Origin of the sequence: Methyloceanibacter sp. (genome assembly GCF_050726195.1) — a bacterium.
Classification (GTDB): Bacteria; Pseudomonadota; Alphaproteobacteria; order Rhizobiales; family Methyloligellaceae; genus Methyloceanibacter.
Genome location: NZ_JBOHJC010000024.1, coordinates 1 through 14,693, shown reverse-complemented (window position 1 = coordinate 14,693; position 14,693 = coordinate 1). Strand labels below are relative to the sequence as shown.

The window sequence follows — 14,693 nt, the reverse complement described above, 5'->3', positions numbered from 1 at the left end:
TGCCTCCTTCGACGACCGACTATTCTCCTATAAGTTGTATAGTATGATTATTCAACCGACCACCACAAGGGGCTCGGGGATACCCTGACTACCTGGCAAGCTCCCCGCGTGGCAGAATCGCAAGCGATTCGGCTCCGCGCGGGGCTCGGTCCCCGACTTCTCGGCTGGCAGCTTTCATGGGCACTCTTCGCATTATTGGCATCGATCCGGGGCTCAGGCGCACCGGCTGGGGGGTCATCGACACCGACGGGGTGAGGCTCGGCTTCGTCGCTTGCGGCTCGGTGACCTCCGATGCGAGTGGCAGTCTCGGCCATCGCTTGCGGCAATTGTTCGATGGCCTGTCCGAAGTCCTCGCGGAACTCGCGCCGGCGGAAGCCGCCATCGAGCAGACCTTCGTCAATCGCGATGCGGTGGCCACCTTGAAGCTCGGCCAGGCGCGCGGCATCGCCATGCTCGTGCCGGCGCTCGCCGGGTTGACCATCGCCGAGTATGCGCCGAACGCGGTGAAGAAGAGCGTGGTGGGCGCAGGCCACGGCGACAAGACGCAGATCAGGGCCATGGTGAAATGCTTGCTGCCGCGCGCGGTGCCCGACAGCGCCGATGCGGCGGACGCGCTCGCCATCGCCATTACGCATGCGCATGCGCGGAGTTGGACCAGGCTCGAAGCGCGCGTCGCGCTTGCGGGGATCACGCCATGATTGGCAAGCTCACCGGCAAGGTGGATTCGGTCACGCTCTCGACGGCGATCATCGACGTCGGCGGCGTCGGTTACGAGGTGACCTTGGGCGCGCGCACGCTGTCTGCTCTGCCGCCGGTCGGCGAGGTGGTGACGCTCGCCATCGACGCGCATATGCGCGAAGACGGCGTGCGGCTCTACGGCTTCGCCACGGATCACGAGCGCGCCTGGTTCCGGGCGCTGCAGACGGTGCAGGGCGTCGGCGCCAAGGTGGCGCTGGCGGTGCTCGGCACCTTGTCAGCCGCCGACCTTGCCAATGCCGTGGCGCTCCAGGACAAGAACCATGTGGCGCGCGCGCCCGGTGTGGGGCCGAAGGTCGCCGCGCGCATCGTCGCCGAGCTGAAGGACAAGATGCCGGCGCTGGCGCCCGCCATCAGGGTGGGTGGTGGGTTCGCGCCGGTGGCGGCGCTGCCCGAGGGGCTCGCGGCGCGGGACGCGGTTTCGGCGCTGACCAATCTCGGTTATGCCCATGGGGAGGCGGCCGCGGCGGTGTCGGCGGCGATCGGCAAAGCCGGCCGCGAAGCCCGCGCCGAGGATTTGATCCGCCTCGGCCTCAAGGAGCTGGCTCATGGCTGAGCGGGTGCTGGCGGCAGCGAAGCGCGACGACGATCAGCCAGAGGTCTCGCTCAGGCCGCAGGTCCTCGCCGAGTTCATCGGCCAGACCAAGGTCTGCTCGAACCTCAAAGTGTTCATCGACGCCGCCCGTGCCCGGCGCGAGGCGCTCGACCACGTGCTGTTCGCGGGGCCCCCTGGCCTCGGCAAGACCACGCTCGCCCAGATCGTCGCGCGAGAGCTCGGCGTCAATTTCCGCGCGACCTCGGGCCCGGTGATCGTCAAGGCGGGCGACCTCGCCGCGCTCCTCACCAATCTCGAAGACCGCGATGTTTTGTTCATCGACGAGATCCACCGGCTTTCGCCGGCGGTCGAGGAAATTCTCTATCCCGCGATGGAGGACTTCCAGCTCGATCTCATCATCGGCGAGGGACCCGCGGCGCGCTCCGTGCGCATCGATCTCGCCAGGTTCACTCTAATCGGCGCCACCACGCGCACCGGCCTTCTCACCACACCGCTCCGCGAGCGGTTTGGCATTCCCATTCGGCTGGAGTTTTACACGGTGGAGGAGCTGGAAGAGGTCGTCCGGCGCGGCTCGCGGCTCTTAGGTCTGCCGCTCACGGGCGAAGGCGCGCATGAGATTGCGCGGCGTGCGCGCGGCACGCCGCGGGTGGCGGCGCGGCTCTTGCGCCGCGTGCGCGATTTCGCATCCGTCGAGGGGAGCGGCGCGGTCGACGCCAAGCTCGCCGACAGCGCGCTGTCGCAGCTCGAAGTCGATAAGCGCGGCCTCGATGCGCTTGACCACCGCTATCTGCGGCTGATCGCGATCAATTACGGCGGAGGACCGGTCGGGATCGAGACCATCGCCGCGGGGCTGTCGGAGCCGCGCGACGCCATCGAGGAGATCATCGAGCCGTATCTCCTGCAGCAGGGCTTCATCGCGCGCACCCCGCGCGGCCGCGTGTTGACGGGGCTCGCCTTCGCCCATCTCGGCATTGCGCCACTGGCCCAGCCGGCGCAGTTTCCGCTATTCAACGGCGAGGACTCTCACGACTAATGCCGTCCGAGCTTTTGGAGCGCATGCGCCGAAATCCCGCTGGGGACTGGCGTATCGAGGATGTGGAAGCGGTTTGCCGCCAGCATGGCTTGCTATTTCGCACTGGCAAGGGAACCTCCCACTGCCACGCCAAGCATCCCAACGCTCGGGAAATCCTAACCATTCCTGCTCGCAGGCCGATCAAGCCCGTCTACATCCGGAAACTCGTGCGCTATATAGATGCCTATGGAGACGGATCATGAAGCTTGAATATTCCGTCAGAATCGAGCGACTGGCTGAGAGCGATGGCGGCGGCTATCTCGCTATCGTTCCAGATCTTCCCGGCTGCATGTCTGACGGCGAGACGCCCGAAGAAGCACTCAGGAACGTTCAGGAGGCGATTGCCTCTTGGATCGAAGCCGCCAAGGAATGGAAGCAGGACATTCCGAAGCCATCACCGCCGTTAGCGCGCGCTGGCTAGTCTGGTGGGCGAAGATGCGGGTTAGGAGAATGCCGCGCTTAGGTGAGGGGGCCCTGGCGCTGGTTCCCCCTCGCCCCCCTCGCACCTTCGGTTCTAGGCCCCCTCTCCTCCCAGGGGAGAGGGGAACTCTGGGCGGCTTCGCTTTCGCGCCATGCCTAAACGCATGAAGAACGCCTGGCCGGACCTTGCCGGGCGCATCGAGGGCGACACGCACGTCCTGCCGGTGCGCGTCTATTTCGAGGACACCGATTTCTCCGGCCTCGTCTATCACGCCAACTTCCTCAAATTCTGCGAGCGCGGCCGCTCCGACTTCATCCGGCTGCTCGGCGTCCACCACCAGGCCCTCGCCAACCCCGAAGAGGGCGAGGCCTCCGTGTTCGTCGTCCGCCATATCGACATCGATTATCTGAAACCGGCGCGCCTCGATGATGTGCTCGAAGTGGTCACGCGCTGCGCTCAGATCGGCGGCGCGAGCCTCGTGCTGACCCAGGAGGTGCGCAAGGACGGCGCTGTGCTGGTCCGCGCCAAGGTCACCGTCGTGCTGGTGTCGGCCTCGGGCAAGCCGCAGCGCATCGGGCAGATAGTCCGCGGCGCCCTTGAACGTTTCGTAAACCGAGGGTGTTGAACGTAGCGAACAGGGGTATATCAGTCATCGCGCTGGATGGGGTGTGCGCAGCCCGGCCAAACGAGCCCAAGTTTAGTCACAAAGGCCCGTGAAAGCTCGGGGCTACGAGCGGCATGCGGCCTCCTCCGGCGAACTCGAACCCCCGCGCGGTAACCGTCGCGGGGCCAAGCGGCCGTCTGGCTGAGGGGCTCGCTGCTTGGCGCTCATGCCATGAGGCCGTGAATGAATCCGTCTGACGTCGCCGTCGATTTGTCGATCTGGGAGCTGTTCAAGAACGCCCATATCGTCGTCAAGCTGGTCATCATCGGGCTTCTGCTTGCCTCGGTGTGGACTTGGGCGATCATCCTCGAGAAGTTCTTCCTCTACGCCAAGACGCGGAAAGAGACCGACAAGTTCGAGCAGGTGTTCTGGTCGGGCCAATCGCTCGACGAGCTCTACCAGGCGCTGGCGCAGCGCCGGAACACCGGCATGGCGGCGCTGTTCGTGGCGGCGATGCGCGAGTGGAAGCGATCGACCGAGCGCGAGGGACGCGAGCCGGCGGCAAAGCCGATGCCCGGCGTGCAGCTCAGGGTCGAGAAGGTCATGGACGTGACCGTCTCCCGCGAAGTGGAGCGCCTCGAGCGCCGGCTCACGTTTCTCGCCACGGTGGGGTCGACCGCGCCCTTTGTCGGGCTGTTCGGTACGGTGTGGGGCATCATGACGAGCTTCCAGGCGATCGCCGTCACCAAGAACACGAGCCTCGCCGTGGTGGCACCCGGCATCGCCGAGGCCTTGTTCGCCACCGCGCTCGGCCTGCTCGCGGCCATCCCGGCGGTCATTTTCTACAATAAATTCAACGCTGAAGTGGCGCGATACGCGGCACGTCTCGAAGGCTTCGCCGACGAATTCTCCGCCATTTTGTCGCGGCAAATCGACAAGACGATGTGAGGTCAAACCATGGGAGCAGCACTTCAACCGGGTGGCGCACTCGCCAACCGCCGCGCCAGGCGGCGCTCGAGCCTGCCCATGAGCGAGATCAACGTCACCCCTATGGTGGACGTGATGTTGGTGCTCCTCATTATTTTCATGGTGACGGCGCCGCTGCTCACCGTCGGGGTCGACATCGACGCGCCCGCGCAACTGCCGGAAGTGGAGCTGCCAGCGACCGAGGCGGGCCCGGTCACGCCCGAACAGGCGCCGCTCAGCATTACCGTCGACGCGGAGGGAAAAATCTTCCTCCAGAACACCGAGATCGATTTTGACGAACTTGTGCCAAAACTTGCTGCTATCCGCGAGGCCGGTGGCGGGACTCAGGTCTGGGTCCGCGGCGACAAGAGCACGCCTTACGGCAACGTCGCGAAGGTGCTGGTCAGGATCAAGGAGGCCGGCTTGCCTGTGACCCTCGTCACCGACCAGGTGGACCAACTCTGACGAGGAGCCCCGCGTTCATGGGCCCAAGTACGTTTATCTCCGCCGCGCTACATATCGCGATCTTGCTGTTCGTGATCGCCGGCTTTTCGTCGTCCAACATGAGACCGGCGCCGCTCGTCGCCATTCCCATCGACGTCGCCACGTCTTCCGACAACACCAAGGTCAAAGCTGGCACGAGCGATGCCAAGGACGACGCGCCGCTCGCCGCCAAGCAGGAGGCGCCGAAGCCGCAAGCGGTGAAGGAGAAGGCTGCGAAGGCGCCCGAGCAAACCGCCGCGATTGATAAACCCGCAGAGACTGCGCCGAAGGCTGAACCGAAGCCTGAGAAAAAGGCCGAGGCGCCGAAGCCGCAACCGAAGCCTGCGGCGCCAACACGCAAGCCGGACCCTCCAGCGGAGAAGGCCGAAGCGAAAACGCCGAAGGCGCCGCCGCCTCAACCGAAAAAGCAAGAGTTCGATACCGATCGCATCGCCGCGCTGCTCAACAAGATCCCGGACGCCAAACACGAGCCACAGCCGCTCGACCTTGCCGACGAGACTCGCCCGGTCAGAGGACAGAGCACCGGCTCTGAAATGACGATGTCCATCAATGAGTTGGATGCGCTCCGGGCGCGCATCTCGGAGTGCTGGACGCCGCCGCCGGGCGGCCTCGGGGCGGACGACATCGTCGTGAGAATTCGCCTCAAGCTCAACAAGGATGGCACCTTGGAAGGCTATCCGACCGTCGCCAACGCCGGCACGTCGCCATTCTTCCAGGCGGCCGCCGACAGCGCCGTGCGCGCCGTGTACCAGTGCCAGCCTTACGCGCTGCCCGTCGAGAAATATGCGCTGTGGCGCGACATGATCCTCAATTTCGACCCAAGCCAGATGTATCGCAGCGGGTAGATGCGATTCGAACGATGAGGCCACGGACCATACCCCGCGCCGGCCGGCTGCGACCGGCGTTCATGCTTGCGGCCCTGCTCGGCATGCTCCTGAGCGCCGCGCCGGCGCATGCCGTCGTCGAGCTCGACATTACGCAAGGCAACATCCAGCCGCTGCCCATCGCCATTCCCGACTTTGCCGGCAACGGATCCATCGATCCGGCCATCGCGCTCGAAATCTCAAACGTGGTGGCGAGCGATCTCCGTTCGTCCGGGCTGTTCATTCCCATCGACCAGGCGGCGTTCATCGAGCGCGGCCTCGACACCGACAGCGTGCCGAATTTCGCGGACTGGCGGGTGATCAATGCTCAGGCTCTTGTCGTCGGGCGCATCGGCGGCATTGACGGCAGGCTGAGCGCAGAATTCCGGCTGTGGGACGTGCTGTCAGGTCAGCAGCTTGCGGGCGAGCAGTTCTTCACCGGGTTCAAGGATGCGCGTCGCGTCGGCCATCTCATTGCCGATGCCATCTATGAGCGCATCACCGGCGAGAGGGGCTATTTCGACACGCGGATCGTGTTCGTCGACGAGTCCGGCCCCAAGGACAAGCGCGTGAAGCGGCTCGCCATCATGGATCAGGACGGCCACAATATGCGGCTCTTGACCACGGGGCAGACCCTCGTGTTGACGCCGCGGTTCAGCCCCTCGACGCAAGAGATCACCTATATGTCCTACGAGGGGGCGGTGCCGAGGGTCTATCTCCTCAACATCGAGACCGGCCAGAAGGAGACTGTGGGCTCGTTCCCCGGCATGACCTTCGCGCCGCGCTTCTCGCCGGACGGCCAGCGCATCGTCATGAGCCTCGAGCAGGGCGGGAACTCAAATCTCTTCGCCATGGATTTGCGCAACCGCCACACCATGCAGCTCACCCATACGGCAGCCATCGATACGGCGCCCTGCTATTCGCCCGATGGGCGCCAGATCACCTTCGAGACCGACCGGGATGGGTCGAAGCAGATCTACGTCATGGACGCAGACGGCGCCAATCAGCGCCGCATCAGCCAGGGAGAGGGCAGTTATTCGACCCCGGTGTGGTCGCCGCGGGGCGATCTCATCGCCTTCACCAAGATGCTCAATGGGCGGTTCCTGATCGGGGTGATGCGGCCGGACGGCTCGGGCGAACGCATCCTCACCGAAGGCTTCCACAACGAGGGGCCGACCTGGTCGCCGAACGGCAGGGTCCTGATGTTCTTCCGGGAATCGCCGGGAGCGGCGGGCGGCCCCAGGCTCTATACGATCGATCTTACGGGCTATAACGAGCGCCAGGTGGCGACCCCCGCCTTCGGCTCCGACCCGGCCTGGTCGCCGCTGATCAACTAGACAGCCGTTTCGGGGATTCCAAAGTCTCTATAATGACTTAGCTGGTCCCTGCGGGGCTTGCGACGAAAATGCCACAGCTGGTTACACTTTCTTAATCCAGGGGCCCCAACGTCGTTAACCACACCTTGATCGGCGTTCCGGAGGGGGATAGCTTGAACGGGCTGGAGGATGAGATTCGGCGTGGCATTTTGGCATCAATAGCCGACAAAACGGTCCCTCGACCCTAGTCGCATCTTGATCTGAATACGCCGCGCCGGTACATGCAAAGACGGCTATTGCCGTTTTAACCAAAGGAGAGAAGACCATGCAGGGTTTGAAGGGCGTTATCGCTGCCGCCATGCTCGTGGCCGCCGCCATTACTCTCGGTGGCTGCTTTGGCCATCACGAGAAGGCCGTTGTGACCGAGCCCCTGAAGCTCGGCTAGCCAAATTGGTAGGGCAGATCCTTCGCGTCTAAGCACGTGAATGCCAGATCTGCCGCGGAAACCCAAGGGTTTCCGCGTCAAGTGGGACATGGATGCCGGAGCGCCGTGGCAGATGCGGCGGCGCTCCAGGCATCCCTTCCTTTTTTGCGCCTTGGAATTGCCCACCTTAAGCCCCGCCGAGGTAGGACATCGTTAAGGACCCGGCTCCTACGATTTTCCTAAAATCGAGGCTAGCGGGGGTAACCAGTACATGCGTTTTCGTAGTGGGTTGAGCCGCGCCTGCAAGCTCGCCGGCGTGCTCGTCGTTGCCTTGGCGCTTGCCGCCTGCTCGCGCCAGAGCCAGGAGCCAAGACAATACGGCCTCGGCGGCGAGGGGCCGGTCACGCCGGGAAGCTCCAGGGATTTCGCCGTCAATGTCGGCGACGTAGTTCACTTCGAGGAGGACAGCTCGGCACTTTCAGGCCAGGCGCAAGCCATCCTGCGCAACCAGGCGCGCTGGCTCAACCAGTACGCACAATACACGGTGACCATCGAGGGCCACGCCGACGAGCGGGGCACGCGTGAATACAATCTCGCGCTTGGCGCACGCCGGGCCATGGCGGTCAAGGGCTTCCTGGTTCGTAGCGGCCTCAACGGAGCGCGGATCAAGACGATCTCCTACGGCAAGGAGCGGCCCATCGCCGTGTGCGACGCACCCTCCTGCTGGTCGCAGAACCGGCGGGCCCAGACGGTCCTGAACCCCGGCGCCATCGCCCGCTACTAGGCCTTGTCGCGGCGCGTTTTGTAGGCCAAACACTCCTCAGTTTGGCCCCAAACGCCAGGGCAAATGGGAGCTGCTCGGGCGCCTCGCGTGTACGCATGCCGCAGCGCGCCCCCATCCCAATAGCCAACCGTGCCGACAAGGTCCCTGATGGTGTCTCCACTCTCTCGTTCCCGGCGCACCGCTTTGGCGGCCTGCCTTCTTGCGATGGTTCTTCCCGCCGCTCCTGGTCTCGCCCAGGATAGCGCCGACATCGCCGCGCGCGTCACGCGCATCGAGGCGGAGATCGCCGAACTGAAAGCCATGGTCGGCAGGCTCGAATCGCTGCTCACCGCCAAGCCGAGCCTCCCGCCGAGCGATGCGGGCATCCCGCCTCACGCGAGCGCAGACGATCTCGCATCCCGCGTGAGCGCGCTCGAGACGCAGATCGGCGCGTTGACCAGCGAGCTCGAGCGCCTCGGCGGTCAAGCGAGTGTTCCTGCGCCCATGGACGAGACGGCGCCTCTTCCGATCACGCCGACACCGGATGAGCCGGTCGGAGCGACTCCGGCGCCTGACGCGCCCCCCGAGCGGAATATCTTGGACGTGCTCGAGGATGCTGTGTCAGGACAAGATGCAGAAGTTCCCGCCGCTCCGCCGGCGGCAGACGACAGCGATCCGTCGAAGCCGCGCTGGTATGGGCCGCGCCCCGGCGAGGATGCAAACGCGCCGCAGTCGATCACGCCGCCTGACTTGGCCACCGGCACGCTCCCTGACGAGAAGATGCCGCAGAGCTTGGCGGCGCTTCCCGATAGCGACGCTCAGGCCCTTTACGAGCAGGGCTACGGCGACTTTCTCCAGCACGATTACCCGGGGGCCGAGAAGGCGTTCAGCAAGCTGGTGGCGCAGTACCCAAAGGATCCGCTCGCCGGCAGCGCGCAATACTGGGTCGGCGAGACCTACTTCCTGCGCGGCCAGCACAAGAAGGCGGCGGACGCGTTTCTCGCCGGCTACCGCAAATATTCGGGGGGCGACAAGGCGCCGGACACCCTGCTCAAGCTCGGCATGTCGCTGACCGCGCTCGGCGAGAAGGATGCCGCCTGCTCGACGTTCAAGGAGCTCGGCGATAGATTTCCCAAGGCGCCAGACCATGTGCGCGACCAGGCGAAGGGCGAAAGCAAGAAGGCCGGCTGCTGAGATGCGCGCTTTGCCCATCTCCCGCAGCGAGGCCAAGAGCCTGCTTGCGCCGCTCGCCCGTTTCCCGCGCGTGGCGCTGGCCGTCTCAGGCGGGCCGGACAGTCTCGCGCTGATGCATCTTGCCGCGCGTTGGCGCATGACGCGGCGCACGGGGCCCGAGATTTCCGTACTGACGGTCGATCATGGTTTGCGCGCCGGCTCGCGTGACGAGGTGCTTATGGTTGGGCGCATCGCGAAGTCGCTCAGGCTTCCGCACGCGATCCTTGCATGGGAGCACCATGGCGATGTGGGAACAAGCGTCCAGGTAAGGGCGCGCGTCGCGCGCTACGATTTGATGGCCGCCTATTGTCATGCGCATGACATCCCCGCGCTCGTGACCGCGCATCATCTCGACGATCAGGCCGAGACGTTTCTGATGCGGCTCAGGCGCGGCAGCGGCCTCGACGGACTTGCGGCGATTCCTGAGCAAGGCTCCTGGGCGGGGCTCAAATTGCTCAGGCCGCTGCTCGACGTGCCGAAGGCGCGGCTCGTGGCGACGGTCGAACAGGCCGGCCTCAAGTTCGCCGTCGATCCGAGCAACGGCGACGAACGCTTCGAGCGGGCGCGGCTGCGGCGAAACGCCGATGCCTTCGCCGCGCTCGGGCTGACGCCTGAAGCCGTGGCATTGTCGGCGCGGCGCCTGCGGCGCGCGCGCGAAGCGCTCGAGACCGCGGCCAGAGATTTTCTTTTCCTGCACAGCGAGACGTGCGAGGCAGGCTACGCCGTCGTCGATCTAGCGGCGCTTCGGTCGGCGCCAGAGGAGATCGCGCTTCGCGGGTTGTCGCGCTTGATCGCAGCGGTCGGCGGCGGCGAGGAGCCGATGCGGCTCGTGAAGCTCGAGGCCCTGCTTGCGGCTCTCAAGGCCGAGCCTGGCAAGGCACACACTTTGGGGCGCTGCCGCATCGAGCCGCGCGGCGGGCAACTCGGCATCTTCCGCGAGATGCGGAAACAGGGCCTGCCCGAGCTGAAATTGAAGCCCGGCGAGCGGACCTTGTGGGACAATCGCTTCAAGGTCGAACTGGGGCAATGCGAGGCCGCCCCCATTACCGTGCGGGCGCTCGGCGAGGCGGGACTGCGCACGCTGCGTGAGCGACAAGCATTGCCGGAGGCGCTGCCGCGTCTTGCCGCCCGGACCCTTCCCGCCTGCTGGCGGGGCGAACGGCTGATCGGACTGCCGGCCCTCGGGCCCGCGCCATTCTCGTGCCATGAAGTGGGCCTTGACTGCCGGGCAACCTTCCTGCGAGGGACGGCCTAGGTCAGCCGGAACGGGGACCTGAGGGGGATTCCCAGACGTTTTAGGAAGCGTGCACCTCTTTGCGTTAGCTTTACTTGGAAAAAGATGTGCCGGTTCCTATGTTAACGAGGCTTACTAAGCGTCTTTCCGCCAGAATGTCGGGGGCCGCGCCCGGGCGTCGCCGTCGCTCAAGCCGTCAGGTCAGCGAATGAATTCGAACTTCCGCAATTTCGTCATCTGGGTATTTATCGGCCTGCTCCTGGTCGCTCTGTTCAATCTCTTCCAGAACCCGAGCGTGCAGGTCCGCGGCAACGAGATCAGCTTCTCGCAGCTGCTCTCCGAGGTCGAGGGCGGCAACATCCAGGACGTGACCATCGCCGGCAATCAGATCAGCGGGCATTTCAACGACGGCCGGAACTTCCAGACCTATGCGCCGAACGATCCCAACCTGGTCGACAAGCTGAACCAGAAGGGCGTGAAGATCACCGCCAAGCCGTCCGAGGACGACGTGCCGTCGCTGTTCGGCGTGCTGATCTCCTGGTTCCCCATGCTGCTCCTCATCGCCGTGTGGATTTTCTTCATGCGGCAGATGCAGTCGGGCGGCGGCCGCGCCATGGGCTTCGGCAAGTCCAAGGCGAAGCTCCTCACTGAGCGCCATGGCCGCGTCACCTTCGACGACGTCGCCGGCGTCAACGAGGCCAAGGAGGATCTGCAGGAGATCGTCGAGTTCCTGCGCGACCCGCAGAAGTTCCAGAAGCTCGGCGGGCGCATCCCGCGCGGCGCGCTGCTCGTCGGGCCTCCGGGCACCGGCAAGACGCTGCTCGCCCGCGCCATCGCCGGCGAGGCCAATGTGCCGTTCTTCACCATCTCCGGCTCCGACTTCGTCGAGATGTTCGTCGGCGTCGGCGCATCGCGCGTGCGCGACATGTTCGATCAGGCGAAGAAGAACGCGCCGTGCATCATCTTCATCGACGAGATTGACGCGGTCGGCCGTCATCGCGGCGCCGGCCTCGGCGGCGGCAACGACGAGCGCGAGCAGACGCTGAACCAGTTGCTGGTCGAGATGGACGGCTTCGAGGCGAACGAGGGCATCATCCTCATCGCCGCCACCAACCGTCCCGACGTGCTCGACCCCGCGCTCTTGCGGCCAGGCCGCTTCGACCGCCAGGTGGTGGTGCCGCGTCCCGACATCATCGGCCGCGAGAAGATCCTGAAAGTGCACGTGCGCAAGGTGCCGCTCGCGCCCGACGTGGATTTGCGCGTCATCGCGCGCGGCACGCCGGGCTTCTCGGGTGCCGATCTTGCCAACCTGGTCAACGAAGCGGCGCTGCTCGCGGCGCGCCGCTCCAAGCGGCTCGTCACCCAGCACGAGTTCGAGGACGCCAAGGACAAGGTGATGATGGGCGCCGAGCGGCGCTCCATGGTGATGACCGAGGAGGAGAAGACGCTGACCGCCTATCACGAGGGCGGCCACGCGCTCGTCGCGCTGCACATGCCGGACTCCGATCCGGTGCACAAGGCGACGATCATCCCGCGCGGCCGCGCGCTCGGCATGGTCATGCGCCTGCCGGAGCGCGATATTCTGTCCTACACGCGCGCCAAGCTGAAGGCCGACATCACCGTCGCCATGGGCGGACGCGTGGCCGAGGAGCTCGTGTTCGGCTACGAGAAGGTGACCTCCGGCGCTTCCTCCGACATCAAGATGGCGACGGTGCTCGCGCGCGCCATGGTCACGCAGTACGGCATGAGCGACAAGCTCGGGCCGCTGGCCTATGGCGACAACGAGGAAGAAGTGTTCCTCGGCCATTCGATCGCCCGGCAGCAGAATCTCTCGGACGAGACCCAGACCGTGGTCGACGAGGAGATTCACCGTATCGTCGATGAGTCCTTCGAGGCGGCGCGCAAGATCATCTCCGAAAATATCGACGACCTGCACACCATCGCCCGCGGACTGTTGGAGTATGAGACGCTGACCGGCGAGGAGATCAAGAACCTGCTCAAGGGCAAGCCGCCGGTGCGCGAGTTCGCCGCCGAGGAGCCGCGTCCGGGACCCGCTTCGGCCGTGCCTACCGCCGGGCGCGGCAAGAAGCCGCCGGAGCCCGAGCCCGACGCCGGCGGCATGGCGCCCGAGCCGTCGACTTAAGCCCTGCCACTCAGTTTACGACTTGCGCATGCCCGGCTTGTGCCGGGCATGCTGCTTTGTGCTAAGGCTCGGAGCCATGGCAGAGGGGAAACTCTATTTCAGGCCCATCGGATTTCTATACGGGCCGGCCGCAGATGCGGCGGTCGAGGACGGTTTGGCGTTGCCGCTCGCCGGCGGACCGATCGCCTTCACCGCCGCGGTTCTGATCGAAGGCAACGCCACCAATTCAAGGCGGCGGCTTTTCACGGCGCAAGCGCTGAGGAATGTACGCGACTCCGACCTCGGGGCGGTGCTGAAGCGCGTGACGGCGCCGCGTCCGGCTTACGCCGGGCTATCGCTGACGCGTCCGGTGCTGATGGGCATCGTTAACGTCACGCCGGATTCGTTCTCCGATGGGGGCCTCTATGACGAGACCGAAGGCGCGATCACCCATGCGGCGGAGCTTGCCGCCGCAGGCGCTCAGATCGTCGATATCGGCGGGGAGTCGACGCGGCCTGGGTCGGACGCGGTGGAGCGCGACGAGGAGCTCGCCCGCGTCGTACCCGTGCTCGAGGGCCTCGCCGGTTCGCCAGCGGTCATCTCGATCGATACGCGGAAGAGCGAGGTGGCCAAGGCGGCGGCAAAGGCCGGCGCCAAGATCCTGAACGACGTCTCGGCGCTTACCTACGATCCCGCCTGCATGACGGTGGCGGCGAAAGCGGGGCTCGCCGTCGTGCTCATGCATGCGCAGGGCGAGCCCAAGACCATGCAGGAGAACCCAACCTATGACGACGTGACGCTCGAAGTGTTCGACTATCTCGAAAGCCGCATTGAGGCCTGCGTCGCGGCCGGCATCGGCAGGGCCCGCATTGCCGCCGATCCGGGGCTGGGCTTCGGCAAGACGCTTGCCCACAACCTGTCGCTTCTCGCCAATCTCAGCCTGTTCCACGGCCTCGGCGTGCCGCTTCTGGTCGGCGCCTCGCGCAAGCGTTTCATCGGCGGGCTCGGCCAGGGCAAGGAGCCGCGCTCGCGTGAGCCGGGGAGCCATGCCGCGGCCATCGCCGCGGCCGCGCAAGGGGTGCAGATCCTCAGGGTGCACGACGTGGCGGGCAGCCACCAGGGGCTCGAGGTGTGGCGCGCCAGTATGTTCGGCACTGAAAATTAAGCGAAATTCCACCCCGTTCTAGGATTTTGGGTGTAATTTTTGCTTACATTTGTTGAACGCGGATAGGCCGCCAGGAGGAGCATAATTCCATGTCGCGCCAGGCACACCCGAAGATGGGGCCGGCACCGGCTGGGGGATTAGACGGGGGAAATACCGGGATGGCACGCAAGTTCTTTGGCACGGACGGGATCCGTGGCAGCGCCAACTCGTATCCGATGACCTCGGAGGTGGCGCTCAAGGTCGGCATGGCCGCCGGCAAGGTGTTCACCAACGGTTCCTATCGTCATCGCGTGGTGATCGGCAAGGACACGCGCCTCTCCGGCTACATGATCGAATCCGCGCTCGTGTCCGGCTTCACCGCCGTGGGCATGGACGTGTTCCAGCTCGGCCCGATGCCGACTCCGGCCGTCGCCATGCTGACCCGCTCGCTCCGTGCCGATCTCGGCGTGATGATCTCCGCCTCGCACAACCCGTTCGTCGACAACGGCATCAAGCTGTTCGGGCCTGACGGCTACAAGCTGTCGGACGAGAAGGAATCCGAGATCGAAGCCCTGATGGAGGGCGACACCTCGGCGCTGCTCGCCATGCCGGAAAAAATCGGCCGCGCCACCCGCATCGACAGCGCGCGGGAACGCTATATCGAATTCGCCAAGCGCACCCTACCGAAGAACTTACGCTTCGACGGCATCCGCGC

Annotated in this window: 14 protein-coding genes and 1 pseudogene; all 15 read left to right on the top strand. The window is 65.4% G+C overall.

All coding sequences use genetic code 11. The annotated features are described in order from the left end of the window. The first annotated feature begins 176 nt into the window (after positions 1-176). On the top strand, positions 177-698 hold the full coding sequence (gene ruvC, locus ACRECX_RS14480) for a crossover junction endodeoxyribonuclease RuvC (protein ID WP_431559553.1): 522 nt from the start codon (positions 177-179) through the stop codon (positions 696-698). Continuing rightward, positions 695-1,312, top strand: a complete 618-nt coding sequence (gene ruvA / locus ACRECX_RS14475) for a Holliday junction branch migration protein RuvA (RefSeq protein ID WP_431559552.1) — start codon at positions 695-697, stop codon at positions 1,310-1,312. The genes ruvC and ruvA overlap by 4 nt, the downstream gene beginning before the upstream one ends. Beyond that, positions 1,305-2,345, top strand: a complete 1,041-nt coding sequence (ruvB, locus tag ACRECX_RS14470) for a Holliday junction branch migration DNA helicase RuvB (RefSeq protein WP_431559551.1) — start codon at positions 1,305-1,307, stop codon at positions 2,343-2,345. Before ruvA ends, ruvB begins: the two co-directional genes overlap by 8 nt. Positions 2,346-2,583: 238 nt before the next feature. Continuing rightward, a complete protein-coding gene (locus tag ACRECX_RS14465; RefSeq protein WP_431559550.1) occupies positions 2,584-2,805 on the top strand; it encodes a type II toxin-antitoxin system HicB family antitoxin in 222 nt (73 codons plus the stop codon). A 151-nt stretch (positions 2,806-2,956) separates the two neighbouring features. Continuing rightward, entirely contained in the window at positions 2,957-3,430 is a 474-nt protein-coding gene (ybgC, locus tag ACRECX_RS14460; RefSeq protein WP_431559549.1) for a tol-pal system-associated acyl-CoA thioesterase, read from the top strand. Positions 3,431-3,652: 222 nt separating this feature from the next. Next, positions 3,653-4,357, top strand: coding sequence for a protein TolQ (tolQ, locus tag ACRECX_RS14455; RefSeq protein WP_431559548.1), 705 nt, complete (start codon positions 3,653-3,655; stop codon positions 4,355-4,357). 9 nt (positions 4,358-4,366) lie between these two features. Further along, a complete protein-coding gene (locus tag ACRECX_RS14450) occupies positions 4,367-4,840 on the top strand; it encodes an ExbD/TolR family protein (RefSeq protein ID WP_431559547.1) in 474 nt (157 codons plus the stop codon). A 17-nt stretch (positions 4,841-4,857) separates the two neighbouring features. Next, entirely contained in the window at positions 4,858-5,724 is an 867-nt protein-coding gene (locus ACRECX_RS14445; protein ID WP_431559546.1) for a cell envelope integrity protein TolA, read from the top strand. Between the two features lie 62 nt (positions 5,725-5,786). Next, on the top strand, positions 5,787-7,079 hold the full coding sequence (gene tolB / locus ACRECX_RS14440) for a Tol-Pal system beta propeller repeat protein TolB (RefSeq protein WP_431559545.1): 1,293 nt from the start codon (positions 5,787-5,789) through the stop codon (positions 7,077-7,079). 674 nt (positions 7,080-7,753) lie between these two features. Then, positions 7,754-8,266 (top strand): peptidoglycan-associated lipoprotein Pal, encoded by a 513-nt coding sequence (gene pal, locus ACRECX_RS14435; RefSeq protein WP_431559544.1) that lies wholly within the window; start codon positions 7,754-7,756, stop codon positions 8,264-8,266. 204 nt (positions 8,267-8,470) lie between these two features. Beyond that, positions 8,471-9,439 carry a tol-pal system protein YbgF gene (gene ybgF, locus ACRECX_RS14430; RefSeq protein WP_431559543.1) on the top strand — a complete coding sequence of 323 codons (969 nt, stop codon included), beginning with the start codon at positions 8,471-8,473 and terminating at the stop codon, positions 9,437-9,439. Between the two features lies 1 nt (position 9,440). Further along, positions 9,441-10,733 carry a tRNA lysidine(34) synthetase TilS gene (tilS, locus tag ACRECX_RS14425; RefSeq protein ID WP_431559542.1) on the top strand — a complete coding sequence of 431 codons (1,293 nt, stop codon included), beginning with the start codon at positions 9,441-9,443 and terminating at the stop codon, positions 10,731-10,733. Between the two features lie 187 nt (positions 10,734-10,920). Then, a complete protein-coding gene (ftsH, locus tag ACRECX_RS14420) occupies positions 10,921-12,855 on the top strand; it encodes an ATP-dependent zinc metalloprotease FtsH (RefSeq protein ID WP_431559541.1) in 1,935 nt (644 codons plus the stop codon). A gap of 76 nt (positions 12,856-12,931) precedes the next feature. Then, positions 12,932-13,999 carry a dihydropteroate synthase gene (gene folP, locus ACRECX_RS14415; protein WP_431559540.1) on the top strand — a complete coding sequence of 356 codons (1,068 nt, stop codon included), beginning with the start codon at positions 12,932-12,934 and terminating at the stop codon, positions 13,997-13,999. Positions 14,000-14,157: 158 nt separating this feature from the next. Next, positions 14,158-14,693: pseudogene (gene glmM / locus ACRECX_RS14410) on the top strand (phosphoglucosamine mutase); the annotation flags it as partial.